This is a genomic window from Sporosarcina sp. 179-K 3D1 HS (genome assembly GCF_047228905.1).
Taxonomy (GTDB): Bacteria; Bacillota; Bacilli; order Bacillales_A; family Planococcaceae; genus Sporosarcina.
The window spans coordinates 150,009-174,570 of record NZ_JBFEGI010000007.1 but is presented as its reverse complement, the minus strand read 5'-3'; the positions used below and the strand labels follow the sequence as shown (position 1 = coordinate 174,570).

At 46.3% G+C, this 24,562-nt stretch carries 24 protein-coding genes; 7 read left to right on the top strand and 17 right to left on the bottom strand.

The window, feature by feature from the left end:
* Positions 1 to 10: 10 nt before the first annotated feature.
* The 3 genes from AB1K83_RS11330 to AB1K83_RS11320 form a co-directional block, all read right to left on the bottom strand.
* A complete protein-coding gene (locus AB1K83_RS11330; RefSeq protein WP_413058294.1) occupies positions 11 to 757 on the bottom strand; it encodes an SDR family NAD(P)-dependent oxidoreductase in 747 nt (248 codons plus the stop codon).
* A 4-nt stretch (positions 758 to 761) separates the two neighbouring features.
* Positions 762 to 1,838 (bottom strand): tartrate dehydrogenase, encoded by a 1,077-nt coding sequence (locus AB1K83_RS11325; RefSeq protein WP_413058293.1) that lies wholly within the window; start codon positions 1,836 to 1,838, stop codon positions 762 to 764.
* Between the two features lie 185 nt (positions 1,839 to 2,023).
* Complete coding sequence (locus AB1K83_RS11320; protein ID WP_413058292.1) at positions 2,024 to 4,168, bottom strand: DUF2339 domain-containing protein; 2,145 nt, start codon at positions 4,166 to 4,168, stop codon at positions 2,024 to 2,026.
* A 338-nt stretch (positions 4,169 to 4,506) separates the two neighbouring features.
* On the opposite strand from AB1K83_RS11320, the gene AB1K83_RS11315 reads away from it, so the two are divergent.
* Positions 4,507 to 5,382, top strand: coding sequence for a CPBP family intramembrane glutamic endopeptidase (locus AB1K83_RS11315; RefSeq protein ID WP_413058291.1), 876 nt, complete (start codon positions 4,507 to 4,509; stop codon positions 5,380 to 5,382).
* A 289-nt stretch (positions 5,383 to 5,671) separates the two neighbouring features.
* Here the strand turns inward: AB1K83_RS11315 and AB1K83_RS11310 are convergent, their stop codons facing one another.
* Positions 5,672 to 6,268: a hypothetical protein gene (locus tag AB1K83_RS11310; RefSeq protein ID WP_413058290.1), complete on the bottom strand. Its 597-nt coding sequence runs from the start codon at positions 6,266 to 6,268 to the stop codon at positions 5,672 to 5,674.
* Between the two features lie 315 nt (positions 6,269 to 6,583).
* Between AB1K83_RS11310 and AB1K83_RS11305 the strand changes: the two genes are divergently transcribed.
* Entirely contained in the window at positions 6,584 to 7,393 is an 810-nt protein-coding gene (locus tag AB1K83_RS11305) for a helix-turn-helix domain-containing protein (RefSeq protein WP_413058289.1), read from the top strand.
* Between the two features lie 151 nt (positions 7,394 to 7,544).
* On the opposite strand, the gene AB1K83_RS11300 is transcribed toward AB1K83_RS11305, so the two are convergent.
* From AB1K83_RS11300 to AB1K83_RS11290, 3 genes are read right to left on the bottom strand one after another with little or no spacing between them, the layout of a single operon-like run.
* Complete coding sequence (locus AB1K83_RS11300; protein WP_413058288.1) at positions 7,545 to 8,327, bottom strand: enoyl-CoA hydratase-related protein; 783 nt, start codon at positions 8,325 to 8,327, stop codon at positions 7,545 to 7,547.
* Between the two features lie 14 nt (positions 8,328 to 8,341).
* Positions 8,342 to 9,517 (bottom strand): thiolase family protein, encoded by a 1,176-nt coding sequence (locus AB1K83_RS11295; protein WP_413058287.1) that lies wholly within the window; start codon positions 9,515 to 9,517, stop codon positions 8,342 to 8,344.
* 17 nt (positions 9,518 to 9,534) lie between these two features.
* Positions 9,535 to 11,040: a long-chain-fatty-acid--CoA ligase gene (locus AB1K83_RS11290; protein ID WP_413058286.1), complete on the bottom strand. Its 1,506-nt coding sequence runs from the start codon at positions 11,038 to 11,040 to the stop codon at positions 9,535 to 9,537.
* A 226-nt stretch (positions 11,041 to 11,266) separates the two neighbouring features.
* Between AB1K83_RS11290 and AB1K83_RS11285 the strand changes: the two genes are divergently transcribed.
* The gene (locus AB1K83_RS11285; RefSeq protein WP_413058285.1) at positions 11,267 to 11,896 is read left to right on the top strand and encodes a TetR/AcrR family transcriptional regulator; all 630 of its coding nucleotides are present in this window, start codon (positions 11,267 to 11,269) and stop codon (positions 11,894 to 11,896) included.
* 40 nt (positions 11,897 to 11,936) lie between these two features.
* Here AB1K83_RS11285 and AB1K83_RS11280 read toward each other — a convergent pair whose 3' ends face one another.
* The 9 genes from AB1K83_RS11280 to AB1K83_RS11240 form a co-directional block, all read right to left on the bottom strand.
* Complete coding sequence (locus tag AB1K83_RS11280) at positions 11,937 to 12,818, bottom strand: 3-hydroxyacyl-CoA dehydrogenase family protein (RefSeq protein WP_413058284.1); 882 nt, start codon at positions 12,816 to 12,818, stop codon at positions 11,937 to 11,939.
* 46 nt (positions 12,819 to 12,864) lie between these two features.
* The gene (locus AB1K83_RS11275; RefSeq protein WP_413058283.1) at positions 12,865 to 14,019 is read right to left on the bottom strand and encodes an acyl-CoA dehydrogenase family protein; all 1,155 of its coding nucleotides are present in this window, start codon (positions 14,017 to 14,019) and stop codon (positions 12,865 to 12,867) included.
* Between the two features lie 13 nt (positions 14,020 to 14,032).
* Positions 14,033 to 15,541 (bottom strand): class I adenylate-forming enzyme family protein, encoded by a 1,509-nt coding sequence (locus AB1K83_RS11270; RefSeq protein WP_413058282.1) that lies wholly within the window; start codon positions 15,539 to 15,541, stop codon positions 14,033 to 14,035.
* A gap of 27 nt (positions 15,542 to 15,568) precedes the next feature.
* Entirely contained in the window at positions 15,569 to 16,273 is a 705-nt protein-coding gene (locus AB1K83_RS11265) for an ABC transporter ATP-binding protein (RefSeq protein WP_413058281.1), read from the bottom strand.
* Entirely contained in the window at positions 16,257 to 17,033 is a 777-nt protein-coding gene (locus AB1K83_RS11260) for an ABC transporter ATP-binding protein (protein ID WP_413058280.1), read from the bottom strand. Before AB1K83_RS11260 ends, AB1K83_RS11265 begins: the two co-directional genes overlap by 17 nt.
* Positions 17,020 to 18,021 carry a branched-chain amino acid ABC transporter permease gene (locus tag AB1K83_RS11255; RefSeq protein ID WP_413058279.1) on the bottom strand — a complete coding sequence of 334 codons (1,002 nt, stop codon included), beginning with the start codon at positions 18,019 to 18,021 and terminating at the stop codon, positions 17,020 to 17,022. The genes AB1K83_RS11260 and AB1K83_RS11255 overlap by 14 nt, the downstream gene beginning before the upstream one ends.
* 6 nt (positions 18,022 to 18,027) lie before the next feature.
* Entirely contained in the window at positions 18,028 to 18,894 is an 867-nt protein-coding gene (locus AB1K83_RS11250) for a branched-chain amino acid ABC transporter permease (RefSeq protein WP_413058278.1), read from the bottom strand.
* Between the two features lie 85 nt (positions 18,895 to 18,979).
* Positions 18,980 to 20,290, bottom strand: coding sequence for an ABC transporter substrate-binding protein (locus AB1K83_RS11245; RefSeq protein WP_413058277.1), 1,311 nt, complete (start codon positions 20,288 to 20,290; stop codon positions 18,980 to 18,982).
* 608 nt (positions 20,291 to 20,898) lie between these two features.
* Positions 20,899 to 21,615, bottom strand: a complete 717-nt coding sequence (locus tag AB1K83_RS11240) for a MerR family transcriptional regulator (protein ID WP_413058276.1) — start codon at positions 21,613 to 21,615, stop codon at positions 20,899 to 20,901.
* A gap of 178 nt (positions 21,616 to 21,793) precedes the next feature.
* Here AB1K83_RS11240 and AB1K83_RS11235 point away from each other — a divergent pair, with 178 nt between their 5' ends.
* From AB1K83_RS11235 to AB1K83_RS11225, 3 genes are read left to right on the top strand one after another with little or no spacing between them, the layout of a single operon-like run.
* Positions 21,794 to 22,000 carry a helix-turn-helix transcriptional regulator gene (locus AB1K83_RS11235; protein WP_413058275.1) on the top strand — a complete coding sequence of 69 codons (207 nt, stop codon included), beginning with the start codon at positions 21,794 to 21,796 and terminating at the stop codon, positions 21,998 to 22,000.
* Positions 21,997 to 22,386 (top strand): hypothetical protein, encoded by a 390-nt coding sequence (locus AB1K83_RS11230; RefSeq protein ID WP_413058274.1) that lies wholly within the window; start codon positions 21,997 to 21,999, stop codon positions 22,384 to 22,386. Before AB1K83_RS11235 ends, AB1K83_RS11230 begins: the two co-directional genes overlap by 4 nt.
* 48 nt (positions 22,387 to 22,434) lie before the next feature.
* On the top strand, positions 22,435 to 22,869 hold the full coding sequence (locus AB1K83_RS11225) for an SMI1/KNR4 family protein (protein ID WP_413058273.1): 435 nt from the start codon (positions 22,435 to 22,437) through the stop codon (positions 22,867 to 22,869).
* A 26-nt stretch (positions 22,870 to 22,895) separates the two neighbouring features.
* Here the strand turns inward: AB1K83_RS11225 and AB1K83_RS11220 are convergent, their stop codons facing one another.
* Complete coding sequence (locus tag AB1K83_RS11220) at positions 22,896 to 23,996, bottom strand: serine hydrolase domain-containing protein (RefSeq protein ID WP_413058272.1); 1,101 nt, start codon at positions 23,994 to 23,996, stop codon at positions 22,896 to 22,898.
* Positions 23,997 to 24,145: 149 nt separating this feature from the next.
* Here AB1K83_RS11220 and AB1K83_RS11215 point away from each other — a divergent pair, with 149 nt between their 5' ends.
* A complete protein-coding gene (locus AB1K83_RS11215) occupies positions 24,146 to 24,469 on the top strand; it encodes a YbjQ family protein (RefSeq protein ID WP_413058271.1) in 324 nt (107 codons plus the stop codon).
* Positions 24,470 to 24,562: the final 93 nt, after the last annotated feature.

The window sequence follows — 24,562 nt, the reverse complement described above, 5'->3', positions numbered from 1 at the left end:
CCTCCCGTTTTTATAAACCTCTTCCACCATCGACATGCAGCGTGGCGCCTGTCACCATTTTCGCGCCATCAGACAATAGATAGCTGACCGCGTTCGCTATATCTTCCGGTTGGATTAATTCCCCTAACGGTACACTATTGCGGAAAATCGTCTGTTTTGTGTTTTCCACATCTGCCCCTGCTGCGGTAAAGCTTCCTAGCATATTCGTATCCGCAGGTCCTGGATGGATTGTATTCACTCGGATGGAATGCGACGCCAGCTCGATAGCCATGGCCCGCGTGAAGCTTTCCGCCGCCCCTTTGGATGCGATATACGATTGCAGGCCCGGGCGCGGACGAACTGCTGAAATCGAAGCAATGGTAATAATCGATCCCTGGCGCTTCGCCTTCATATACTTCGCAGCCTCTTTGCAAGTGATGAACAAGCTTGTCGCATTGACGTCCATATAACGATGCCATTGCTCCAGTGTCACTTCCTCGATCGGTGCCGCCGATTGCGCAATGCCAAGCGCGTTCACCAATCCGTCGATGCGACCGTACGTTTCATTCACCTCAGCGAAGATTTCCGCGATTTTTTGTTCATCGAGTACATTAGCCGCTTTTGCGGTCAATCGCTCATGCTGCACAGACTCCAATGAATCCACTGTTAGATCGATCCCAATAACGGTTGCACCTTGCTCCACCAACTGCAAAGCGATTGCTTTACCCATTCCGCCGGCTGCTCCGGTTACGATAACTACTTTGTTTTCTACGCTCATCGAATCACCCCTCGTATTGTTCTCTGATTTTAGTAATAATGGCCGTTCCCATTTCGGCTGTTGTGGCAGTTCCACCAATATCGGCCGTTTTCACTTCTCCTTCACGCAGCACGTCTTCAATTGCCGTTGTGACACGATCCGCGAGGTCCAATCTGCCTAAATGCTCCAACATCAAGGCCCCGGACCAAATTTGTGCAATCGGATTGGCAATGCCTTTACCAGCAATATCAGGAGCAGACCCGTGCACCGCCTCGAACATTGACGGGAACTCTTTTTCCGGATTAATATTTGCGGACGGCGACAGGCCAAGACCTCCGACCAGCCCGGAACCGAGATCCGATAGAATGTCACCGAACAAGTTCGATGCGACCACCACTTCGAACGACTGTGGACGCTGGACAAAATAAGCGACGAGTGCGTCGATATAGTTTGACTCCACTTCCAACTCCGGATACTCTTCCGCCACAACCTGTTTAAGATACTTGTCCCACATTTTCATCGTATGGACGATCACATTGGATTTAGTCGCATTCGTGATTTTCTTGCGGCCGTGTTTCATGGCGTATTCGCATGCGGCCCTCGTAATTTTTTCGACACCGTCACGGGTCATGATGACGTTCTGAACGGCCATTTCTTCGGCTTGTCCGTCAAACATCGTCCCACCGCTCGTCGAATACTCCCCTTCCGCATTTTCACGGAAAATGACGAAATCAATCTCTTCCCCATTGCTCAGCGGAGAATGAATTCCCGGCAGCGATTTGACCGGACGGAAATTGACGTACTGCTGGAACTGTTTCCGGATCGGCATGATCAACTCCCAAATCGTGAGGTCATCCGGAAGCCGGGCATCCCCGATTGCGCCGAATAAAATCGCGTCGAACTTCTTCAGGATCTCCAGCCCATCCTCAGGCATCATCCGGCCATGTTCCAAATAATATTCGGTGCTCCATGGAAACTTCTCCAAGTTCAGTGAAAAATCCGATTCGTATTCCTCCAACACCGCAAGGACACGCAATGTTTCCTCCATCACTTCTATACCGATGCCGTCACCCGCAATGACCGCAATATCAAAGCTCGCCATATGTACTTCCTCCTTCAAACTTAGAATGCCAGACTCGAACTTTCTAACTAATCATATCACATTATTTAATATATTAGCATTATTTAAAAGTTTAACAGAAATGGATTCACGTAAAAAAACACCTTGCGCAAAGGTGTTTTTTCATAGTTAAATATATTATTTTTTCATATAACAATTATCCTTATCTATTCTTCTAACTCTTCATTCTCCGGCTCCTTCAGCAGTGTACGGGAGTAGACAAGTCCGACGATTCCCACGACGATGAACAGAATCGCACGGATCATGATGGAAATCGACGCGAGATCGACAAAAAACAGTTTCAAGATACATAGCCCGATCAAGGCGACGCCAAGCACTTTCACTGGCCGCCACTCCATTTTCCGTCCGATGCTGATCGACAGGAACGCGAAGGCAAAAAGCAGGAATGTGTGGATGAGCAAGACAAATTCCCGTTCCCAGTCATACGTTTCCACAAAGGCGAAATACCATTTATTCAAAAACAGGAAATAGAGGATCTGCATGGCGACCGCCAAGCCGGAGACCTTCAGCTTCAACGCGTCCCGTTTCATATAGAAAGTGTCCTTCAAAATCGCCCGGATCATCTCCGTCAGAAGGAAGACATACAAGATTTGTACAGCCAGGTTGAATAAAAATCCACTGTCATCAATCGAATTCGACAGCTCCATCGATAGGAGAAAAAGACCAATCATCAAAAATCCGAAAACCGCCGCATGTGTCAAATAAAGCCCATGTTTCCATCTATGGAAGCCATACATCGCCACCAACACGCAGATGAAGACGAGATACTGAATATGCGTAGCTGTCGCAAAGGAGAATGGATTTCTTTCCAACCACCAATTCGTCACCTGGTAAAGATAAAAGAGGAAGACCACCTGACCCGCGACCAGGCTCTGGTCCAACCGTTTCACTTTTCCATGCAGGAAAACTGGTGGGAACCGATAGAGCGAAAAATAGATCCAAAGCAGAGTCCCTAGGAAGACAAGCCAGACAGCATGCTCCAAGGAGAAGAATTCAGGCAATCGCAACGTCCCTACAATGATCAACGCGACCCAGCCATAGACGATCGACCCTGTTACAATCGTCCGCAACGTACGGAACCGCAGCCCGACCCAAATGCCGAGCGCCCCGTTGAGCAAGAGCAACAACAAGCGAACCGGGTATTGCTCCATACGGAAAGACAGGAGGAAGGCACTCACTGCGAATACCGCAACGGCCGATAACACGCCCTGCAACAAACTGTCTTTTTTCCAATACATCAGGCAAACCAATATGATATACAACAACGCCAGCAGCCCATAGACGACCATTTCCTCGGAATGTGCCAGCAGTTTGATCCAACCGATGGAAAAAACGAAGTTCGTATAAAGAAGTGCCTCTGTAAAGACGTGCCGGGCGACTCTACCCCGGACGTAAAAGAATAAGAGAGCCAAATGTTGAATTAAAACCGTACCAACGAGAATCGTTTCATCCCCATAGGTTCCATCCAAGATGCCGTAGATCAAAAGCGTCATATGGAACAGCAGGAAAGTCACGTAAAACGTATACTTATGCTTCTGACTGAGCGAAACGTAAAAAAGCGACAGGAACAACAATAGGATATAGAGACAAAACTGGACGGCAGTTGCCCCCTCCCCCTCTAGCAGGAACGGCAACAGGAAACCGGCAATCGCCGAGAAAATCGTCAACGTCTCCGACCGCATCTTCTGTGACAGCCACAAACCGCCAACAATATAGGCGACCCCTACTACAAATGCGACAGCGAACGAGAAATAGCCATATAGATGATGTGCGGCAAACGTCGTCAAGATGCCGAGCGCTAGAAAACCGCCCAGCAGCGTCAAGCCGAACCCCTTTTTCCCGTTCCGAATAAACCGCATCCCCAAGTAATACAAGAGACCCGTTCCACCATACCCGAGCGCTATACGCACCGGATTGGTGATCACCCCGTAGTCCATGCCCACTTTCAATCCCCACAATAAGCCGAGCAAGAGGATGAACATGAAAACCCGCGGCAGCCAAATGCCGAGCGCCCGTTCCAAGTTGAATTCCGATTGCGGCTTTAACTCAGGTTGCGGCTGAGTTTGTTGCTTAGGCATGTCCGGATCGGTGGCTTCCTTCGGACGGAGCGGACGGAAGCCTACTTTTGGAATACTTGGTTTCGGTGTTTCCACAGGACGCGGTAGTGGCCCTTGACGTTGGGGCACTTCAGTTTCCCGCCTTCGGAGTTCAGCCACCTCCCTTCTGAGCGATTCCACTTCCGTTTCCAGATGAGACACCCGTTGCAAAACCGACTCCAAATCGTCCCTCATGGCTACTCCTCCTTTTTTTCACTCGATTGTAACACAATATTCCAGATGTCCCGTAATCATGTTGTAAATGAAAAACCGCTAGGCGGAGTGCATTGAGAAGAAGTTCTTGCCTGTTGAAAGAGGGCCTTCTACCCTTATTTATGGTTGCCGATCTGATGTGTGATTTCAGCCAATGCAAACGGACCATTTTCTTGAGTAAACTCCTCTTCCAATTGGATATATATGGTATAGTTGTTTGAATATTAAATACAGATAAATTCTATTAAGACCGTAAACAACAAATAATCAGTAATACAGCAATTACTACTATTCTGAATAAAAACTGGAGGAGAGTTAGTATGAAAGAAAGAAAGCAGCGGCCTCTAATACAAGCGATAATACTCATTTACATAATATGCTTTCTGTTTAGGGCAATTGAATACATGTTCATTCGTACGGATCAAAGCATTTTCGGCGAGGCGTTCATACACAAATTGGCCGGTATTCTTATTCTTGTGTTGGCAATAAGACATTTCTCATTCAAGTGGTCTGAGGTAGGTTTTACAATCAAATCAGCATGGAAAAATGTATTATATGGACTGCTGCTGGGTACTTCGATGTTCATTATCGCCTATGGAGTCGAGTACTTCATACAACTTGCTGGAGACAAAAAACCTACTTTACAGTTATATGTGACAAGCTATGCTATTGATGGGAATCTAGGTAATCAAACCGGCCTTTTATTTGTTTCTTTTTGTATTATCGGAAACATTATTAATGTCGTTATGGAAGAAGGAATATTTCGTGGCCTGTTCATCAAGCTTGCGGAAATGAAATATTCATTTATTAAAGCGGTCCTTATATCTTCTATTCTCTTTGGATTCTGGCATATAGCAGCACCTGTACGAAATCTGTTGGACGGAGAAATAAGCGCTAACGGAGCTGTGATGTATGCACTTATGCTTATATTAACAACGGGAATCACAGGAGCAAAATTCTGTTTACTAACTAAAATTACTGGTTCACTTTGGATGCCTATGGCTGACCATTTCCTCAATAACACCATCATCAATCTATTACATATTGTGACTATCTCTGGAGCAGACGAATTACAAGTGATGCGCATTTCAATTGCTCAGGCAGTATCGTTTCTAATTGTCCTTTTTATCTATTGGAAAAGCGGAGCGCATCATAAGCATACATTTCGTGCGCCCACAGAGGGAGATACTTTATGAGAAAATTTAACCTTATATTCATTATCTCTATAATTCATAACTTTTGGTTTTAGCCAACATTCCAATATTGACATTAATATAACATAGGAAAATCTGAAAATTACTTTAGACAATTAGAGGAAATAGAAACAACAGCATCAGTATTGATGGTAAGAAATATGTGAAGTTTAGACTGATGGTTAAAGGAAACCCAACAGAAGAGGAAGCAATCGTCTTGCTCCGGCAGACCCCCCTCGCCTCCATCCATCCCAATAAAAAAGAGCAACTGTCTGCCCACACAGTCACTCTCTCACGCCAACAGTCGCAAAGCCAATCCTCGCCACAACCCACTCTGCAACGGGGGGCGCTCTTCGGTTCCTCTCGTCCGTTGAAAGTAGGTCTGCAAACTCCCTTCATACTCCTTCCGCAAGTGCGGAAGCTGTGCAAAATGGCCGGGTTGTACGAAATGTGGTTTCCATGAAAACAGCGAGATCCCACCTTCATTCATCACCGTGGCGACAAATTGGGAACAGAAAAACGCGTTCTCCCGCCGGATCTCTTTCTTCATCGCTACAGCAAATAAGCCGATGAAATTATAGCGGTATTGTTCCGGGTTCTCCTCGAACTGACCGATTGCCCTACGCATCTTCTCATATTCCGCCAGAGACACCGTACAGCTAAACACCGCACATTGCGCCTGCCCCAAAATGCCGGTGGTCGCATCTTCCTTTACAAAGCCCCCGATGAACGGATTATGTCGCCGCTTCCGTCCGAAGCTGTACATGTCGCGCAGCTCCGCATCGAACGCGATCGACACATGATTCAACCGATCCTTCGTATACAAGGCTATCGACTTGGATAACAGTGTCCCTGTATCGGTCAGCACTATATAAATCCTCTTTTCCATTACGTCCACCCTCTGCCTATCTCTATACTCCCAGTATGCTCGGTTCGACAATCAATCGGAACCGACCGTGGTTGGAAAAAGACTAAGACCTAGGATGTAGACGGCAAGTATGGAATGATTTCGACTCTCTATATAATGATACGTTTCAAACGGAGAAACGTTTCATAGTCTACTAATTAACTCCAAGTTCGAGATTCCAACTAGAGAAAAAATATTTGATTCCCAAGTGTATCCCTTTGCTCTACCCCCTTCTATATAGCGGATAACAGAACCGCTTGACTTGTCGGTTCACCTGACATGGAGGGGGAAATATACATGACCATCTATCTGGAAACTTACCAATCATTCGACAACGTACAAGAAATGGACGTCCACATCAGGCAACACACAACTGAACACTACCGGAAGATGACGGACACGGAACGGGATGTGCTTTCCTGCATCGCCCGCTACGCCTGCAAATACCCGGGAGCGGCGCATTTAAAAGTCGAAACGATCTGCAAAGAAATCAAAAAATCCGACGCCACCATCCGCCGGGCATTACGTAAATTGGAAAAATTAAAAATTATCAACAAGTTATCCACGATACGTAAAGTATCCAAAGGCTATGGCGCCAACATCCTCATCATTTTGCCGTTTGATGACAACTCGCAAATGACAAGTCGTTCAGAGGATGGAAACCCTTCAACCACAAGCTTCGAAGGTCAATTTTCAAAAAAGGAAACCGATCATTCCTTAAGCAAAAACAATAAATTATTACATAATACGTATTCCGAAGAGGGAAATGTGAGAGTTGTGGGTATTGTGGATAATGTGAATAATCTGGGGATAGAACAAACCCCAACCTACTATCAAAGATTCAAAGCTACCATCTTCAGCATGCTCGGGAACGATCAAAAAACCGTCAGCCAATTATACGGCGTCTACCGAAGTTTGAGTTACCGCGTCACCAAATCCTTCCCGCAATTCACTGAACTCTACGAGACACTTGGTTATCAGACGCTTATCATTACCTTACAAGCGATGAAACAAAAAAAGCTCCGCAACGTGGCGGGCTATTACGTAGGGATATTTGAGAAATTGTATGAGCGGGATCTGTTTGAGTTTTATCGAAATGGAGAATGAAACTACGTGAAAAAGCACCAGGCATTCTATAGCCTGGTGCAGTAGGGTGATATCCATGCGCCCGCGATGTTTCAATCTTGCATCGGGAATGCGACAATATTCATCAAATTCATGATACTCTAGACTCTTTAACTCGGATTGTAACCGGCTATCAACGATTCCGAAACTTCGGCTCTCTCTTTTCCAAAAACGCCGCGACCCCTTCTTTTTTGTCTTCGGTTTCGAAGCATTCGCCGAAGCGCTCAGCTTCGCGATTGTAGCCTTCGAAGTGTGTGCCGAAGAGACCGGTGTTCATGGCGTCCATGGCATGGTGGATGGCGATGCGGCTATTTTTCGCGATGGTTTCGGCCCATTGCATGCCCGCTTCGAACAGCTCATCGACTTCGACGACCCGGTCGATGATGCCTAACGCTTCCGCCTGTTCTGCGCGGATCCGTTCTCCTGATAATATGTAATACCGGGCTTTTCCGATTCCGATGAGTTTAGGCAGACGCTGCGTGCCGCCTGCTCCCGGGATGATACCCAGCGTGATTTCCGGAAATCCGTATTGGCTGTTGTTACTGCCGATCCGCATATGACAAGCTAACGCCAGTTCTAAGCCCCCACCTAGACAAGCCCCCTCGATTAGCGCGATGACCGGTTTTTTGAAAAATTCAATGCGGTTCATCAAGTGATGGCCTATATACGATACGCGGCTCGCTTCCGCTTTTGTTTCAATCTCGTTAAATTCCTTCAGTTCCGCCCCCGCCATGAAATGTCCATTGGCGCCGCGTAATAAGACCACTTTGACGTCATCCGCTTTTTCCACTTGATCGAGCGCAAAATTTAACGATGCCATCGTCGCATTGCTGATCGTATTGACCGGCGGATTTTCGATTGTCAAGATCGCCACTTCATTTTTGATTTCGATGTCTACAATATCTATTGTTTTCATGAAATTCTCCCCCCCTATACTCTCTCCACGATGACCGCGCCGCCGATGCCGCCCCCGACACATAACGTCGCGATGCCGCGATTTTTCTCAAAGTGTTCCAAACCGTTCAGCAAAGTGACGATCAGACGCAGGCCGGTCGCTCCGACAGGATGCCCCAACGCGATGGCGCCACCGAACGGATTCACTTTTTCTATATCGAGCTCCAACTGCTTCACGCATGCAAGCGCTTGTGCAGCAAAGGCCTCATTCAGTTCCACGAGGTCAATGTCCTCCATCGTTAAGCCTGCCTTTTCCAATACTTTCGGTACAGCATAAGCAGGCCCCAAGCCCATCCGTTTTGGATCAACCCCGACCGAAGCGTTCGCCACAATCCGGGCAATCGGCTTGACCCCTAGTTCCTCCGCTTTTTCCTTGGACATGATCAGCATAGCGGCAGCCCCGTCATTTAATCCGCACGCATTTCCAGGGGTGATCGTTCCATCCTTTTTAAAAGCTGCCCGCAAGGAGGATAGTGCTTCGAGGGATGTTCGTTCATTTGGCCCTTCGTCTTCTTTTAATGTCACGGTTTCCCTGCGCTTTGTTGCCGTAACGGGGACAATTTCCCTTTCGAAGATTCCGTCTCGCTGCGCTTGCAATGCCCGTTCATGGCTGCGGAGTGCAAAGGCGTCTTGCTCTTCCCGTGTAATGCCATGTTCTTCCGCCACCACTTCCGCCGTTTCGCCCATCGTCATATCGACAAACGGGTCATGGAGCATTTCCACAATCTTATCGGTCACTTGATGGTGCCCTAACCGATAACCAGACCGGGTCCCTTTTAATAAATGTGGGATTTGGCTCATATTTTCAGTGCCGACGACGAGAACCGTTTCCGCATCTCCTGATTTGATGGCCTGGATACCGTTCACCAAAGCCTGCATGCCGGAAGCACAGTTTTGGCCAACGGTATGGGCCGAAATTTTTTCGGGAAGCCCTAATTCCAACGCGGCAATTCTACCGACATTTGAGAATGCGGACGATTGATCTACATTTCCGACGATGATTTCGTCAATTACATCGGGAGATACATTGCTTTCTTCCACAACCGCTTTCATTACTGTTTTGGCCAGTTCTTTGGCGGAGACATTTTCATACATTCCATTAAATGTGCCGATCGCTGTTCTTTTGGCACTGACAATGACTACATCTTTCATTTCTCTAACCCCCTCTTTCAGGCTTTCACCAATTCCGTTTTTAATATTTTCCCACTTAATGTTTTCGGCATTTCATCGAGAACATAGAATTTCTTCGGAATTTTATAAGGAGCCAAGTTGGTTCTGCAAAACTTTGTAACCTCATCGAAATCAACGGATGCCTTGTCTATCGAACCTTTCAATGTCACATAGGCTACGACTTGTTCCCCTTTAACCTCGTCCGGTTCTCCCACAACGCCCACTTCAAGGAAACTGCCGTATTGATAAAGAACTTCCTCAACTTCACGGGGATAGATTTTCAAACCGCCTTGGATGATCATATCTTTTTTCCGATCGACGATATAAAAATAACCGTCCTCGTCCTGATAACCAACATCTCCCGTGTGGAACCATCCTCCACGCATCGCCTCTTTTGTCGCTTCCGGCTGGTTCCAATACCCTTTCATGACATTCGGACCTTGGACAACGACTTCCCCGACTTCACCAACGGGCACTTCCTGATCATTTTCATCAAAGATTTTGACCGTCACACCTTCGATTGCGGGCCCGATCGATCCGTGCTTGATCGGGCCGTCTGGACCGTGATTGCTAACGACCGGCGAACATTCGGACAAGCCATAGCCTTCCAAGATGTCAAATCCGAATAATTCTTTCCAACGTTTATGGACCGACACTGGCATGGATGCTGCACCCGTGAAGGCAATCCGTAATTTGAGTTGATAGTTCTCGATGTTCGGGTCATTCAATAGCATCGAATACATCGTCGGCGGACCAAAAAAATACGTGATTTGCTCCTTTTCCATTGTGTCCAATACAACTTGTGGGTTAAATTTCTCAAGGATGTAGCAGGCCGCGTTCGAAAGAATCATCGTATTCAAGCAGTTCGTTTGTGCCGCTGCATGATAAAGAGGCGCGACGATCAATCCAATATCATCAGGATTACACTTCAGCCGTTTACTGTAAGCCTTTGCATTTCCGGCGAGCCCATCATGCGTCAACATAGCTCCTTTCGGATGACCTGTCGTCCCGGATGTATAAAGGATTTGACAGACAGCATCGTCATCTTCAATCTGCGCCTGGTACTCTCCTGACTGTCCGGAAAGCTGTCTATCAAAATTCAATTCTTCGGATTCATCATCGAGCACTACTATTTTCTTAACTACTTTCGAATACTTTTTCACTGTTTCAATATTGTTTTCAGCCGATTGTTCACAAACATAGACGACAGGTTGACAATCTTCCACTATAAAACTCATCTCACTCGGAGTATATAAAGGATTGATCGGCACAATGATGGCACCGATTTTCATGGCCGCATAATAACAATAGATAAATTCGAAACGGTTCCCAATCTGAATGAGGATTCGTTCACCTTTTTCGACCCCAAATGACACGAATGCGTTTGCGGTCTGATTGATCTTCTGTTCTAATTCTGCATATGTAATTTTTGAATACTGATTTTTTAAAGCAATTTTATTAGGACTGGAAACAGAAAACTTCGTAATCTCATTCATTACGTTCATTATGAGTCCTCCGATCGATTTTAATGAATCATATTTCAAAAAATCATACCAAAATCTAAGTTGACTAGTTTACCCCTTTGTTTTACAATATTTATCAAGTGAATTTATATTCATAATTTTATTGAAAAACAATATAATTGTCAAAATATTAGCCTCATTTAGCTGTATTTATAACTTTAACTGAACACAACGTCAATTCAACTAGTTTAAATTGGAGTGAAAGCGAATGAAAAAAAACGACAAATATTATGCTATTCTAGATGCCGCTAAAAAAGTTTTTGCGCAGGAAGGTTATCACGGCTCCTCCATATCCAAAATAGCGAAAGAAGCTGACATTGGCGATGGAACTGTCTATTTATATTTTAAGAATAAAGAAGACATCCTTATCCAATTATTTGATACTGCTATTTACCACGTTCTTAGCCCGAAAGCGGAAAGCCTGATTGAACAAGTCCAAGATCCGCGAATTATGCTCTATGAATTAATCCGCAACCACTTTGATTTTTTCGGAAAAGATTATGACATCGCGAAAGTCATTCAGGTCGAATCACGCCAACCGACCGAATCTTCGAGAAGTGTTGTTAAAAAAGGAACAAAACGCTATTTTCAATTATTGAGAAAGATTATAGAACAAGGGCAAGAGGAAGGTCTGTTCCGAACGGATGTATCGACCTCTTCCTTGCAAAAATTAATCTTCGGCACATTGGATGAATTCGTAACTGCCTGGGTTCTATCTGAACATGACTATCCATTAATGCGCAAAGTAGAGGATGCCTATAAATTGCTATTGCAATCCATCTATAACTTTTCTAGCTACGAAAGAGAGCAATGGCTAGTATCCTCCAGGAAAAATTGACTAACAGAAGCAGCGGCGAACATGCTGCTTCTTTTACTTATCATCCCGTTATTTTTGCATTCGCTTCTGCATATTCGTAAAAGCCTTTCCCTGTCTTCAGACCAAGATGCCCTTTTCTGACCAGCTCCTTGAGGAACTCCCCTGGTTTATACGCCTCGTTCCCGGTTTCAGCATAGACATGTTCCATAAAGTACAGCAGCGTATCCAGGCCGATATAATCGGATAACTCCAACGGCCCCATCGGATGACCCATCGCTTTCTTCAACGCCGTATCAATATCCTCTTTCGTTGAGATCCCTTGCTCATACGAAAGCATCGCTTCATTTAGCATAGGCGTGATGATACGGTTTACGATGAAACCAGGAACATCCTTTGCCAACACCACGTTCTTTTCTAAACTCTCGATAAAAGCTGTTGCGATCTCAACAACTTCCTTTGAAGAACATTCTCCTTGTATCAATTCCACGACCGGCATCACGGGAGCCGGATTAAAAAAATGCGTGCCGACCACTCGCTCTTTGTTCTTACAATCATGTGCAATGTCTGTTATCGAAATGCCTGACGTATTGGAAGCCAGAATCGTATCAGAAGAAACGATGTCTTCCAATCGGCTGAATAGCGCACGCTTGACAGTTAACCGTTCCGCAACAGCCTCGATGACGAAATCCGCATCCTTTAGATCTTCCAACCGTTCCCCAATCATCAGACGTTCTTCCAATAGAGGGAGCTCCTCTTGCTGATTTCTTTTTTCTGCCCATTTTTTCGCGCGCTTCACTATATTGGAAGCCGCTAGTTTTAATTGGCTCTCATTGACATCAAACAAGATGACAGAGTAGCCGGATTGAATGCATACTTGGGCTATGCCGCTTCCCATCGCGCCTGCGCCTACTACGGCGACTTGGTTGATTTTTTCATTGATCATATTCATAACGACCTCCGGAATTGTGAATTTTCATGATGCCATATGCTTATCCACGAAAGACTTCCTTCGCAATGACCATTCGCTGAATCTCGCTCGTTCCTTCATAAATCCGATTGACTCGCGAATCACGAAGCATTCGTTCGATCGGAAAATCCATCGTATATCCGTAGCCACCAAATACTTGAAGCGATTCATTGATAATGGCATCCGCTTTTTCCGAAGCATACGCCTTCACGATGGAACCTTCCAAGTTGAACGGTTTCCCCGCTTCCATTAGGCGTATGGTACTTTCCAGCATGGATTCAATGGCAAAAAGCTCCATTTTCATCTCCGCAATTTTGTTTTGGATCGTTTGAAAGCTCGCAATCGACTTTCCAAACTGTTGTCTTTCTTTGGCATAGGTAACCGCCATTTCAAAGGACCCTTTGGCCAAACCGAGCGATTGGGCGGCAATCGACAACCGACCATTCTGCATGACTCTCATCGCATATTTGAAGGCTTCTCCCACTTCTCCGAGAACCTGGGAGTCAGGGACACGAACGTTATCCAAAATGACATCACTTGTTTCAGAACCGCGGATTCCCAATTTTCTCTCCACTTTTCCGATGGATAAGCCCTCTGCCCCTTTTTCTACGATAAACGCAGTGATTCCGCCGCGGGCTCCTTTTTCCATATCGGTTTTGGCAAACACGATGAACACATCCGCGGAAGGCGCGTTGGTAATAAAACATTTGCTTCCATTAATGATCCAACTGTCCCCATCCCTCGTAGCCACCGTCCGGATTCCTGCCGCATCCGACCCGGCCCCCGGTTCGGTTAAAGCGAAGGCCCCCAGATACCTCCCTTGGGCAAGCGGCGTGAGATACTTCCTTTTCTGTTCGTCCGTCCCTGCCACAAAAATGGTATTGGATGCAATCGTGGTGTGCGCCCCGATAATCGCCGGAATCGAGCCTTCGATTTTTGCAAGCTCCTCCACCATCACATAATACGCTCTCCATCCGAACCCACTGCCTCCGTACTCTTCTGGAAACGGAACGCCGAACATTCCCATTTCTTTCATTTCTTCCATAAGATCCGAAGGGACTTTATGATTTTCATCAATGGAGGCTGCCACAGGCGCGATTTTCTCCTGTGCAAACCCTCGTATCGTACTGGAGAATATATCCATTTCCTCTTGAGCTTCTTTCTCTAGTACCGCCATGTTCCTCAGCCCCTTATACAGTGATTTTCCCAAGTTCATGCTTCACAATTTTGCCAACCGAGTTCTTAGGTAAGGCATCCAGAAAATGAATTTTGACAGGACATTTATAATTCGCCATTTTTTCTTTACAGTAGTTAATAATCACTTCTTCCGTCAAATGATCGTCCTCTTGGACGCTGACATAGGCCACCACTTCTTCCCCGTATTTCTCATCAGGGACACCGACGACGGCTGCCTCTCTAATAGAAGAAATTTCATATAGGACTTCCTCAATCTGTTTCGGGTAAATATTGATGCCGCCACGTATGATGATGTCCTTTGTTCTTCCGACAATATAGAAATAGCCATCTTCATCTTGGTATCCAATATCCCCGGTATATAGCCAGCCAACACGAATCGCCTCATCCGTCGCCTCCGGATCATTCAGATAACCCGCCATGACAACATCCCCCTTGACGATCAATTCCCCACGCTCCCCCCGAGGAGCTTCCTTCCCTCCCTCGTCGACCACTTTTACTTGCTGACCTGGAAGCGGGATGCCAATCGAGCCGATTTTTTGTGTGCCACGCAAAGGATTGGACGTTGAGCAGGCTGCAGCTTCTGATAAACCCCACGCCTCTAAAAATTGGAATGGGTAAAGTTTCTGGAATCTATGAAACTCGCTCTCCGTCAGAGGAGCTCCCCCACATAAGCCAAACTTCAATGAGCTGATATCATATTTCCCGATCTCCTCCGAGGATAGATCGGAAAGGATTTTATAGACTGTTGGCACCCCGACTGTATAGGTAGGCCGGAACCGCTCCACATTTCTTAAAAATTCTTCTGGATGGAAACGATTCGTCAACACAACACTCGCGCCAAGAAAAATCGGTGCGCTCAATGTGAAATGGATAGAGTTCACATGGAATAAAGGCAAGATCAAATACGAACGATCCGTTTCATCCAAATGAAGGCTTTCAATCACGCCGTGAATCATGCTGAATACGTTCTGGTGAGTCAATAACACACCCTTCGGCTTGCCGGTTGTCCCAGATGTATAAATGATGAGCGCTACCGTTTCCGAATCGATCTTCTGCGCAGGCATACCCGGATCCAAAAAAAGAGAAGAAAATGGAATTTCAATAGCATCCGGATTGTCCAGCATCACCGGATCCGGCTTCTCCTTCATCAGTTGGAGCGCCTTTCTCGCTTTTTCTTTGCAAGGGCCTTCATACACAAAGCATTTCGCTCCGGAATTCTCCAACTGATGTTTGATTTCATCAACCTGCAAGGCAGGGTTCATCGTTGTCACAGACACTCCCAGTCTCCAACAAGCGTATAGTGTCCACACAAACTCGATCCGGTTGGAAGCCTGGATGGCCAAGACATCCCCTTTTTCAAGATGAAGGAACTTTTTCATCCCTTTCGCCAACTGTCCGACCTTTCGATCGAGGTCTTCATACGAGAATGTTTTGTCCTTCTCGTATATTGCAATTTTTCGAGGATTTTTCCGTAATCCTTCCTGTAAAATGGTCGAAATCATACGTACACCTCCCAAACTCATGCCCCTCTATTTACCCAAATATAATTGTTTAATTTCCTCGTTTTGACGCAGTTCTTCCGATTTTCCTTCCAAGGCAATCCGGCCATTCTCCAACACATACGCATAATCGGAAATCTCCAATGCCATATGCGCATTTTGCTCAACTAAGAGGATAGAGGTCCCTTCCTTATTGATTTCACGGATAATCTCAAAGATCTCCCGCACAATAATCGGTGCAATCCCGAGGGACGGTTCATCCAGCAATAATACTTTGGGATTCCCCATGAGCGACCGGCCGATCGCAAGCATCTGCTGTTCCCCCCCACTCAAAGTGCCCGCCTTTTGCTGGAGCCGCTCTTTCAGGCGCGGAAAATAGGTGAACACCTTTTTCAAATTTTGCTCATCCGCATTCTTGTCTTTCGATTGATAGGCCCCGATTTTCAAATTCTCCTCAACGGTCAGCAAGGGAAATACGCGACGCCCTTCCGGACAATGGATGATCCCCTGTTTGACGATTTCATTGGAAGGCTTTCGTATGAACGAAGTTCCATTCCATTCGAATTGGCCTTGTTTCGGTTGGATCAAACGGGAAATGGTCTTCAATGTCGTTGATTTGCCGGCTCCGTTTGCGCCAATCAATGAGACAATCGCCCCTTTCTCCACTTGGATGGAGATGCCTTTCAACGCATGCACTTTGCCATAATACGTATGGATATCAGTTAGCTTCAACAAGAGGTTCCACCTCCCCTAAATAAGCTTCAATGACGACCGGATCGTTTTGAACGTCCTGCGGCAACCCTTCCGCAATTTTTTGACCGAAATTGACAACAGTCAAGTAATCCGACACTTTCATCACTAGTGACATATCGTGCTCGATCAATAAAACGGTATACCCCATCTCCTCTTTCAGACGGATGATCAAGTCGCTGATTTGCTCCGTCTCCACCGGGTTCATGCCCGCAACCGGTTCATCGAGCAGCAACAGTTTCGGTTCCGCCATCATAGCGCGGCCGATATCGACCATTTTCTGATAACCAAAAGAGAGGTCGGATACCTGTTCATGGGCGAGTTCCGTAATACCAAGCATTTCCATTACCTCATAGGCTTTGTCCTTCGCTTCCTGTTCCACTTTCCGTACAGATGGCGCATGGACTGCAATGGAGAAAATATTACGTTTCATCAAAGGATGCAGACCGGTCAACAGGTTTTCCAACACAGTCATCTCCGCGAATAACTCAACATTTTGAAAACTCCGGGCAATCCCTTGCCGCACAACCTCATGCGGTTTCGCTTTCAGTAAATCCTTGTCATCGAATAGGATGCGGCCGCCTGTTGGCGTGTAGAAACGGCTGATGCAGTTGAACACCGTCGTCTTCCCTGCCCCATTCGGCCCGATGATGGAATAAATGCTGCCTTCCGGTACGGTGAATGACAGACGATCAACAGCCGTCAACCCAGCAAATTGGACCGTCACATTTTCAAAGGTTAACATCTCTCGCCACTCCTTTCACAGTTCCGGAAGCAGATGCAGGTTCACTTGGCTCCTGTTCCACTTGTGGTTTTTTCGCAAAATCAAAGAGGGATACAATCCCTTTCGGACGGAAAAACAGCACGAGCACCACCGCCAACCCGATGACAATATTGGTGATCCCGACAAACGCATTAGTGAAATGCGGGATGATCGTGAAGAGCACCGCACCGATGATGGCGCCCGGAATCGAAGCCATCCCACCGACCACGATCATGGCGAGTAACATGAGCGATGTCACGATGCTGAAATCATCCGGACTGACGAAACCGATCCAATACGCATATAAACCGCCCGCGATGCCTGTGAAAAACGCACTGATGACAAACATCATCGTTTTATAGAACGCGATATGGATACCATTCGCCTGCGCCGCCACTTCACTGTCCCGAATGGCAACAAACGCCCGGCCCATTCCGCTTTTCACAATATTGCCCATGATCCAAACGATGAGCAGGGTGATGAGAACGACGACATAGAAGAACTGGATATCCGACGAAAGGAAGGCCGGCCGGGCAACCGAGAGGCCTGAATAGCCGTTCGTCACAGAGTCCCAATTCAAGACAATCTGCGGAACGGAAAGCCCGAACCCGAGCGTCGCCACCGCCAGAAAATGGCCGCTCAACCGGACGGCCGGCAAGCCGATCACCAAACCGATCACACCCGTCACCACTCCAGCAAGTGGGAGCAACAACCAAATCGGCAAGTTATATTTTCCTGCTAAAATAGCAACCGTATATCCTCCAATTACGAGGAACGCCGCATTTCCGACGGAGATCTGTCCACCAAAACCGACCAGCAGGTTCAGGGCCATCGCCGCGATGACATAGACACAGGCCAGGACGAAGAGTGTCATGAAGTAACCCGAATTCCCGACCAGCATAGGAAATGCCAGGGCGAATAGGATTAACAAGCCGATCCATGCTTTTTTATTCCCAAGAAGTTGTTTCATAGTCCATCACACCTTCTTCACCATTTTTTCACCGCCGAATATGCCTTGTGGACGAATGTAAAGCACGACCACAATCAACAGGAATGTATAGACCATCTTCATTTCCGGTGAGCCGTAGTAGCTGACCAGATTTTCAAACACCCCGACAATCAACCCGCCGATCAAAGCACCCGGCAAACTGACGAACCCGCCTAGCACCGCGGCCGCAAACGCCATGACCAACACCGTGAACATCATATTGATATTCAGGAACGTGATCGGCGCAGTCATCATGCCGGCCACTCCGCCAAGGATGGCGCCGATCGCCCAGATGGACAGAAAGACCGTCGACACTTTCACTCCCATCAGTTCCGCTGCGGTAATATCCTGCGACGAGGCACGCATCGCGAGCCCCACTTTGCTATATTTGAAGAAAAAGAAGAATAGGAGCATCAAAACAGCAGTCAATCCAACTACAAACAGCTCATTCGGCGTCACAAACACCGAACCGATCTGAAAAGGAGCCCCTTGTATCGCTTCCGGATAACTCGTCGGATGATGACCCCATATTAATCCAGCAATCCCATTCAAGATCAAAAACAACCCAAGCGTCATCACCATCTGGAAAATATGGGACTGGTTCTGAATCCGCTTCATGAACACCTGGTAGATGACAATCCCGAGTATCGCAGCAAAGGCGAGTGCCAGGAAAAAGGAGACAAGGTACGGCATATTCAGGCTGGAGAGAAACAGGAAACTGACAAACGTCGTGATCATCGCCATTTCCCCTTGCGCAAAGTTCACTACACCGGTCGTCTTATAAATGAGTACCATCCCTAACCCGGCCAGACCATACACGCAGCCGAAGATCAATCCACTGATAATAATTTGCATGTCGCTTCCCACCTTTTCGTTTCAGTTGTCGAATTGGGATAAAAAGAAGAAGAGGCATGTCACCTTTTCTTCTTTTCACCTTCCCTTATTCCGAAGTGACCTCGCCCGTTTTCGGATCGACCGTCATAATGACCGAAGTGGATTCGATTTTCCCATCTTTCGCTTCCGTCATATACAGCGACGTGACGCCATAGTGATTGTCCTCCGAAAATGAAATCCCTGCGTAAATGGAATCTTGCCAGTTATCGAATGTGTAGAACGTTTCCAAGAAGCTCGGCCAATCCAAATTGTCCCCGGCCCGCTTCAAGCCCTCGACGAACACTTCCGCACTTCCCCAACCCGATTGGCTCACGCCGATCAACGGCTCTTTCGGATAATCTGCACCAAAACGTTCGACAAATAATTTCAAGCTCTCACTGTCATCATCCCCGCCCGGAATCGGGATCGTGGCTGCTGAAATGGTGCCATTCCAGACGTCCTCGCCGGCCAGTTCGAAAAGATTGGTATCGTTCCCTCCTACGGATGTGACGACATAGGCAATATCATCCGCACCGATCCGATGCAATGCTTTTTTCAAATTGGCTGCCGGATTGGGCGTACTGAGGACGATGACTGCATCCGGTTTCGCTTTTTGGATTTTTTGCGCTTGTGAACTGAACTCCACGTCCGTTTGCAAGAAATTCACTTCTTCTACAATTTCAACATCCGGATAGTTTCCGATCGCTTCTTTGATCGCTTCCAACCCCTCTTTTCCTAGCTCATCGTTCTGATAAGCGATCGCAATCGTTTTCGCATCCGCTTGGTTCACCGCATAGTCCAGAAGCAATCTCGCTTCAATGGAATAGTTGATGACACTAATCCCCAAAACATTAGGAACTGGCGGATTCACCAATTGTCCGTTCCCGGTTCCCGCCATAATAACGGGTATTCCTGTCTTTTTGTAATAATCCAAGACTGCCAGGTTCGCACTGGACCCCGTATTTCCTACCATCGCAAACACTTTGTCCTGTTCCACAAGCCGTTTCACTGCTTGAACCGTTTTCGCCGGCTCCCCTTGGTTATCGTAGGCAATCAATTTCAATGTCCGGCCGTCGACTCCGCCATTTTCATTTACATATTTGAAATAGGATTCAATTGCTTTCCGGTTTGAATCGTAGATGGCTGTAGCCCCTGTTTGAGGTCCTACAAACCCGACCAGAATTTCGCTATCCGTCACACCTTGTGGAGAATCACTTTTTCCTTCGGTTGTGCCGGAACTGCCGTTAGAGCCAGCAGCACTACTAGAAGTCCCTTCCGTTTGACCACCACAGGCTGCCAACAGCAGCATGAGCAACAAACATAGAATTCCTTTAATTCCGTACATCTTCCGCTTAATTCTTTTGCCTTGATTGTTCATTTCATAATTCCTCCTTCAATTTTTTATTTAGATTTAGCTGTCTTTCTTCTATTCCTTATGAAGTTCCGTTTCTAATGTCATAGGAAAGACACCCCCTTAGATTTTCTGAATTACCATTCATAAAACACCATTTTCCATCTTTCGCAAATTCAATTAAACTACAAGTAAACGCTTACACTTATAGCAAATAGAAAAATCATTAAAATTCACTAGCACTTTCTATAACAAAAGACTTTTTGTAGAGAATGGTGAATATCATTCATTATAATAGGTTATTATTACCAATCAAGAGAGTTGAATAAATAAAAACCCTTATTTACAGCTTATTTATTAGAATATATTAATATGAATCATTCATCATTTGTTACATATACTAGTTCAATAATTAAGTATTGTCAATAACTTCAGTCAATATCTTTATTTAATTTGAATACATCCTCATAAAAAGAACAGCAAAGTAGGTGTTTTATTGAAAAAAACATAACGGTAATAGCTCATCTCAATGGATTTCAATCTATACTTTTGCTCTGCTGAACAACTCCTCATAAGTGAACAGCAAAAAGCAGAGGAACAACCCGTTCCTCTGCCTCCAAGTCCTTTTATTCATTTCACCCTCCATACACCCTCATCGCATCCCGCATAAACAACGCCAGCCCTTCTCCGAACTGGTCGATGTTCTTAGTGAACCGTTCGTCAGCAACGTACATTTCCCCTAGCCCCTTGAATGCTTCCAAGGAATAGGAGCCGATTTTGTTCAAAAGCGTGTACCATTCGCCAATCGCTTCCTGGGCTTCGGTGGAGTCCGGCGGGAGATGGCGGAGATCCGCCAGTTTGAAATAGACGCGATTCATCTCGTCTTGCAACTCCTTGCCGAATTGGGCGACTTTTTGGTTGGATTCGTCGACAGCCCGGTCTCCCCATCGTTCCCGCGCTTCTTGTTCGTATGGGTTGTGGCTAAAATCAAATCCTATGAATTTCTCCTCATTAGTCATCGGTCTTTCTCCTTTCTCATGTTGTATCGTCTTTTCGATCGTCTCAATTATGGTGTCCAGTTGCTTGCGCTTGGTGATCAGCATGTCCCGCTGCAGTTCGAATGCTTCCCGCCGGTCGAAGGACGGACTGTCAAGCAGCTCCTTTATTTTCTTCAACGGGAAGCCGAGTTCCCGGAAAAACAGGATTTGCTGTAACTTCGCTAAATTCGCATCTGAATACAGCCGATACCCCGCTTCGGTCACATCATCCGGTACGAGCAGTCCGATTTCATCGTAATGATGCAGCGTCCGCACACTCACCCCCGTCAGCTCCGCAACTTCTTTCACTTTCATCCTCCCTGCACCCCCTTCTATCTTCACTATAAAACATCACGTAACGTGAGGGTCAAGAGATAAAAAAGAGATTCCTAACATAAAATACATTCCTGAGTGTAAAACATGTTTGACAGAAACCTCGCACTTCATTACACTGAGGTTGTAAAATACTTTTGACACCTCAGGGGGATGATCCGTGAAAAATTTGATCAAAGAATATCGGGAGCGTCAAGGACTGTCGCAAGGGAAGTTGGCGGATTTATGTGAGGTTAGCCGGCAAACGATCAATGCAATCGAGAATGACAAATACGACCCAAGTTTGCAGTTGGCATTTGATTTGGCCCGTATTTTGGATGTCCGGGTGGATGAATTATTTTTGGATGAAAGGAAGGGGAAACAATGAGCACAAAACGAATCGGCGGCATTATTTTCGGGACGGCCACGCTTGGTGTCATCATCTTCACCATCTATAAGCTTGTGGCAGGAAAAGAGATTGGGTTCAACGAAATCGGTTCGATCGGCGTGTTGCTGATGATGTACTTTTCAGCGATCACCTGGGGGACGAAAGAGGAGAAGGACGGAATCCTGCAAGAGGAAGAATTGGGGCAGCGGATTACCGAGAAAAGCGCAAAAATCAGTTATTTCGTTCTACTCGTCTTCATCCTGATTGCGGTAGCTGCGGATCAGTTTGTTAACGGGGCTTCGAATATTTTTCTTCTAATTATTCTAGGACTTGCCATGTGTACATTGCCTTTCGTCGAGTTTCTCATGGCGAGGAAGTATCAATGAAGCACTCTTACGATTCAAGAAAAAGTCTAAGAAGGGTCGGGAAATCTAATGTGGAGAAGTTATATTCAATCCGTCACAAGAGGGTATCATTTCAAAGAGCCTGCTGATCCATCCGACATACAGCAAATTCAAAAGGAACTCCACGTCGACTTACCTCAGGATTTACGTACGTTATTCAATGAAACCAACGGCGTGTTTGATGAATTCAACTGTCCACTTATCTGGTCTGTCGATCAAATCATAAAAGATAACTTGTTCTTCCGGAATTTTGAGGATTACAAAGATATCTATATGCCTTTTGACCATCTCCTCTTTTTCTCTGATACGGGGACCGGCGATTTGTTTGGTTACCCGATATTGAATGGACAAATTCAGAGAGGCGATATTTTCGTCTGGGACCACGAATCGGATAGCCGGACTTGGGTCGCTTCCTCATTGAAAGATTTTATTGAAGGGTGGACAAATGGCAGGATTTCCATCTAAAGGCCAGCGTAAAAAAACGGCATCCCTTAAGATGCCGTCACCGTCCGATGCTTTTCCCCTTTCAATAATTTATCAATCACCTGGAGCATGAAACGGATCCCTTTTTTATCGTAGCGGAAATGGTTGAAGCTGCCGATCACGTACGCATCCAATTGGGGATGATAAAACAGGAAAGACCCCGTTGATCCGGCGTTGCCCCAGACATTGTATTTCGCGGGCATCAGGAGAGGAACAGTTTTGATATTCATCACGCCGTACCCATAGTCGATGCCGACAAAAAACTTCGACCAATCGCTTTTCATCTTGGCCAGCGTATTGTCATTCACCAACTGATGATGGACCAACGCTTTCATGAAAAGAAGCAGATCTTGCGTAGTGGAAACGACGCCCCCTCCCGCATACAAGAGACTCAAACTCGTATGATCGGTAATATCCTCATTCCGCATATACAATCGGGCCACCGGAAGTTCCGTTTCCACGACAGCATCCGAGAATACGAGATAGGTTTGGGTCATGCCGAGCGGTTGGAAGATCATCGTCTGCAATGCTTTTCCGAGCGACATGCCGGTTGCCTTTTCCACAATCAACCCTAGGAGATGGTAGCCCGTGTCGGAGTAATGAAACCCCTCACCCGGCGGGAAATGGGGCACAAAATGCTGTTTGGCCCATTCGACCACTTCCCGGGGTGTCCACTTGCGGTCGGGCTCCTCCACTAAAATATCGATGATCGATTTCCCTTGTTTCGGCTGCTCTTCCACAAAATCATGCAGACCGGACGTATGGTTCAATAAATGCTTCACCCGGATGCCTTCGGAATAATCGATGCCTTTATACACATGAAGGTCCTTCATCAAATCGGCATCGATATACTTGGAAATCGGGTCCTCAAAGGACAGCAAGTTTCGCTCTTCCAACATGCCGACCAAAACAGCCGTGACCAGCTTACTGACACTCGCAATGTAGTAAGGTTGCCGGGGGTGATGGGTATCCTCACCTTCCGATACTTGCACATCAATTCCCGCCTTTTCCGAGTGTACAAGCAAAGTGGAATTGTGGATTTTCGGGTCCTTCTGCACTCTTTTCCTGAAAAAATGTTCGATGGAAGCTTCCACCTGTTTTCTCTTCATTTACTCATCTCCTGTTTTATAGTTGCCGCTCAATTTCTCTTCATTATATTTCTCTGATAGACTGCCATTCACCTCTATGACGAATATTTTTTATTCCTGGAACCTTCTCTCTATTCAGATCGTATATACAAGCAAAAGGAGGAATTGATATGCTATTAACAACTACTAATGTGTTGCAAGGAAAGACAATTGAGACGTATCATGGCATCGTGTCAGGGGAAGCGATCATGGGAGCTAACATCGTCCGGGATATTTTTGCATCGGTGACCGATATCGTGGGTGGAAGAAGTGCCGCCTATGAAGACAAGCTGGCGGAAGGCCGGAAAATTGCCATGGAGGAAATGGCCCAACGAGCGAGAACATTGGGAGCGAATGGGGTCATCGGAGTCGATCTGGATTTTGAAACAGTCCGGGAAGGTATGATGATGTGCATCGCAACAGGCACTGCGGTGACGTATCGGGATGGAGAGTGAGACGGAGGTCCTGATTCGGGAATAAAGAGACGGAACTGACGGATAAACTTGTGAACTTGACGGATATTCTGCTGTCCCAATCAAAAAAGCTAT

What these genes read in the sequence shown, in the direction of transcription:
- AB1K83_RS11320 (WP_413058292.1), bottom strand. Translation starts at nt 4,168, where the DNA reads ATGAGGGACGATTTGGAGTCGGTTTTGCAACGGGTGTCTCATCTGGAA.
- AB1K83_RS11280 (WP_413058284.1), bottom strand. Translation starts at nt 12,818, where the DNA reads ATGATCAATGAAAAAATCAACCAAGTCGCCGTAGTAGGCGCAGGCGCG.
- AB1K83_RS11220 (WP_413058272.1), bottom strand. Translation starts at nt 23,996, where the DNA reads ATGAAGAGAAAACAGGTGGAAGCTTCCATCGAACATTTTTTCAGGAAA.
- AB1K83_RS11270 (WP_413058282.1), bottom strand. Translation starts at nt 15,541, where the DNA reads ATGATTTCGACCATTTTACAGGAAGGATTACGGAAAAATCCTCGAAAA.
- AB1K83_RS11245 (WP_413058277.1), bottom strand. Translation starts at nt 20,290, where the DNA reads ATGAACAATCAAGGCAAAAGAATTAAGCGGAAGATGTACGGAATTAAA.
- AB1K83_RS11290 (WP_413058286.1), bottom strand. Translation starts at nt 11,040, where the DNA reads ATGAACGTAATGAATGAGATTACGAAGTTTTCTGTTTCCAGTCCTAAT.
- AB1K83_RS11275 (WP_413058283.1), bottom strand. Translation starts at nt 14,019, where the DNA reads ATGGCGGTACTAGAGAAAGAAGCTCAAGAGGAAATGGATATATTCTCC.
- AB1K83_RS11315 (WP_413058291.1), top strand. Translation starts at nt 4,507, where the DNA reads ATGAAAGAAAGAAAGCAGCGGCCTCTAATACAAGCGATAATACTCATT.
- AB1K83_RS11255 (WP_413058279.1), bottom strand. Translation starts at nt 18,021, where the DNA reads ATGAAACAACTTCTTGGGAATAAAAAAGCATGGATCGGCTTGTTAATC.
- AB1K83_RS11295 (WP_413058287.1), bottom strand. Translation starts at nt 9,517, where the DNA reads ATGAAAGATGTAGTCATTGTCAGTGCCAAAAGAACAGCGATCGGCACA.
- AB1K83_RS11300 (WP_413058288.1), bottom strand. Translation starts at nt 8,327, where the DNA reads ATGAAAACAATAGATATTGTAGACATCGAAATCAAAAATGAAGTGGCG.
- AB1K83_RS11225 (WP_413058273.1), top strand. Translation starts at nt 22,435, where the DNA reads ATGTGGAGAAGTTATATTCAATCCGTCACAAGAGGGTATCATTTCAAA.
- AB1K83_RS11305 (WP_413058289.1), top strand. Translation starts at nt 6,584, where the DNA reads ATGACCATCTATCTGGAAACTTACCAATCATTCGACAACGTACAAGAA.
- AB1K83_RS11230 (WP_413058274.1), top strand. Translation starts at nt 21,997, where the DNA reads ATGAGCACAAAACGAATCGGCGGCATTATTTTCGGGACGGCCACGCTT.
- AB1K83_RS11310 (WP_413058290.1), bottom strand. Translation starts at nt 6,268, where the DNA reads ATGGAAAAGAGGATTTATATAGTGCTGACCGATACAGGGACACTGTTA.
- AB1K83_RS11330 (WP_413058294.1), bottom strand. Translation starts at nt 757, where the DNA reads ATGAGCGTAGAAAACAAAGTAGTTATCGTAACCGGAGCAGCCGGCGGA.
- AB1K83_RS11260 (WP_413058280.1), bottom strand. Translation starts at nt 17,033, where the DNA reads ATGTTAACCTTTGAAAATGTGACGGTCCAATTTGCTGGGTTGACGGCT.
- AB1K83_RS11240 (WP_413058276.1), bottom strand. Translation starts at nt 21,615, where the DNA reads ATGAAAGTGAAAGAAGTTGCGGAGCTGACGGGGGTGAGTGTGCGGACG.
- AB1K83_RS11215 (WP_413058271.1), top strand. Translation starts at nt 24,146, where the DNA reads ATGCTATTAACAACTACTAATGTGTTGCAAGGAAAGACAATTGAGACG.
- AB1K83_RS11285 (WP_413058285.1), top strand. Translation starts at nt 11,267, where the DNA reads ATGAAAAAAAACGACAAATATTATGCTATTCTAGATGCCGCTAAAAAA.
- AB1K83_RS11250 (WP_413058278.1), bottom strand. Translation starts at nt 18,894, where the DNA reads ATGCAAATTATTATCAGTGGATTGATCTTCGGCTGCGTGTATGGTCTG.
- AB1K83_RS11325 (WP_413058293.1), bottom strand. Translation starts at nt 1,838, where the DNA reads ATGGCGAGCTTTGATATTGCGGTCATTGCGGGTGACGGCATCGGTATA.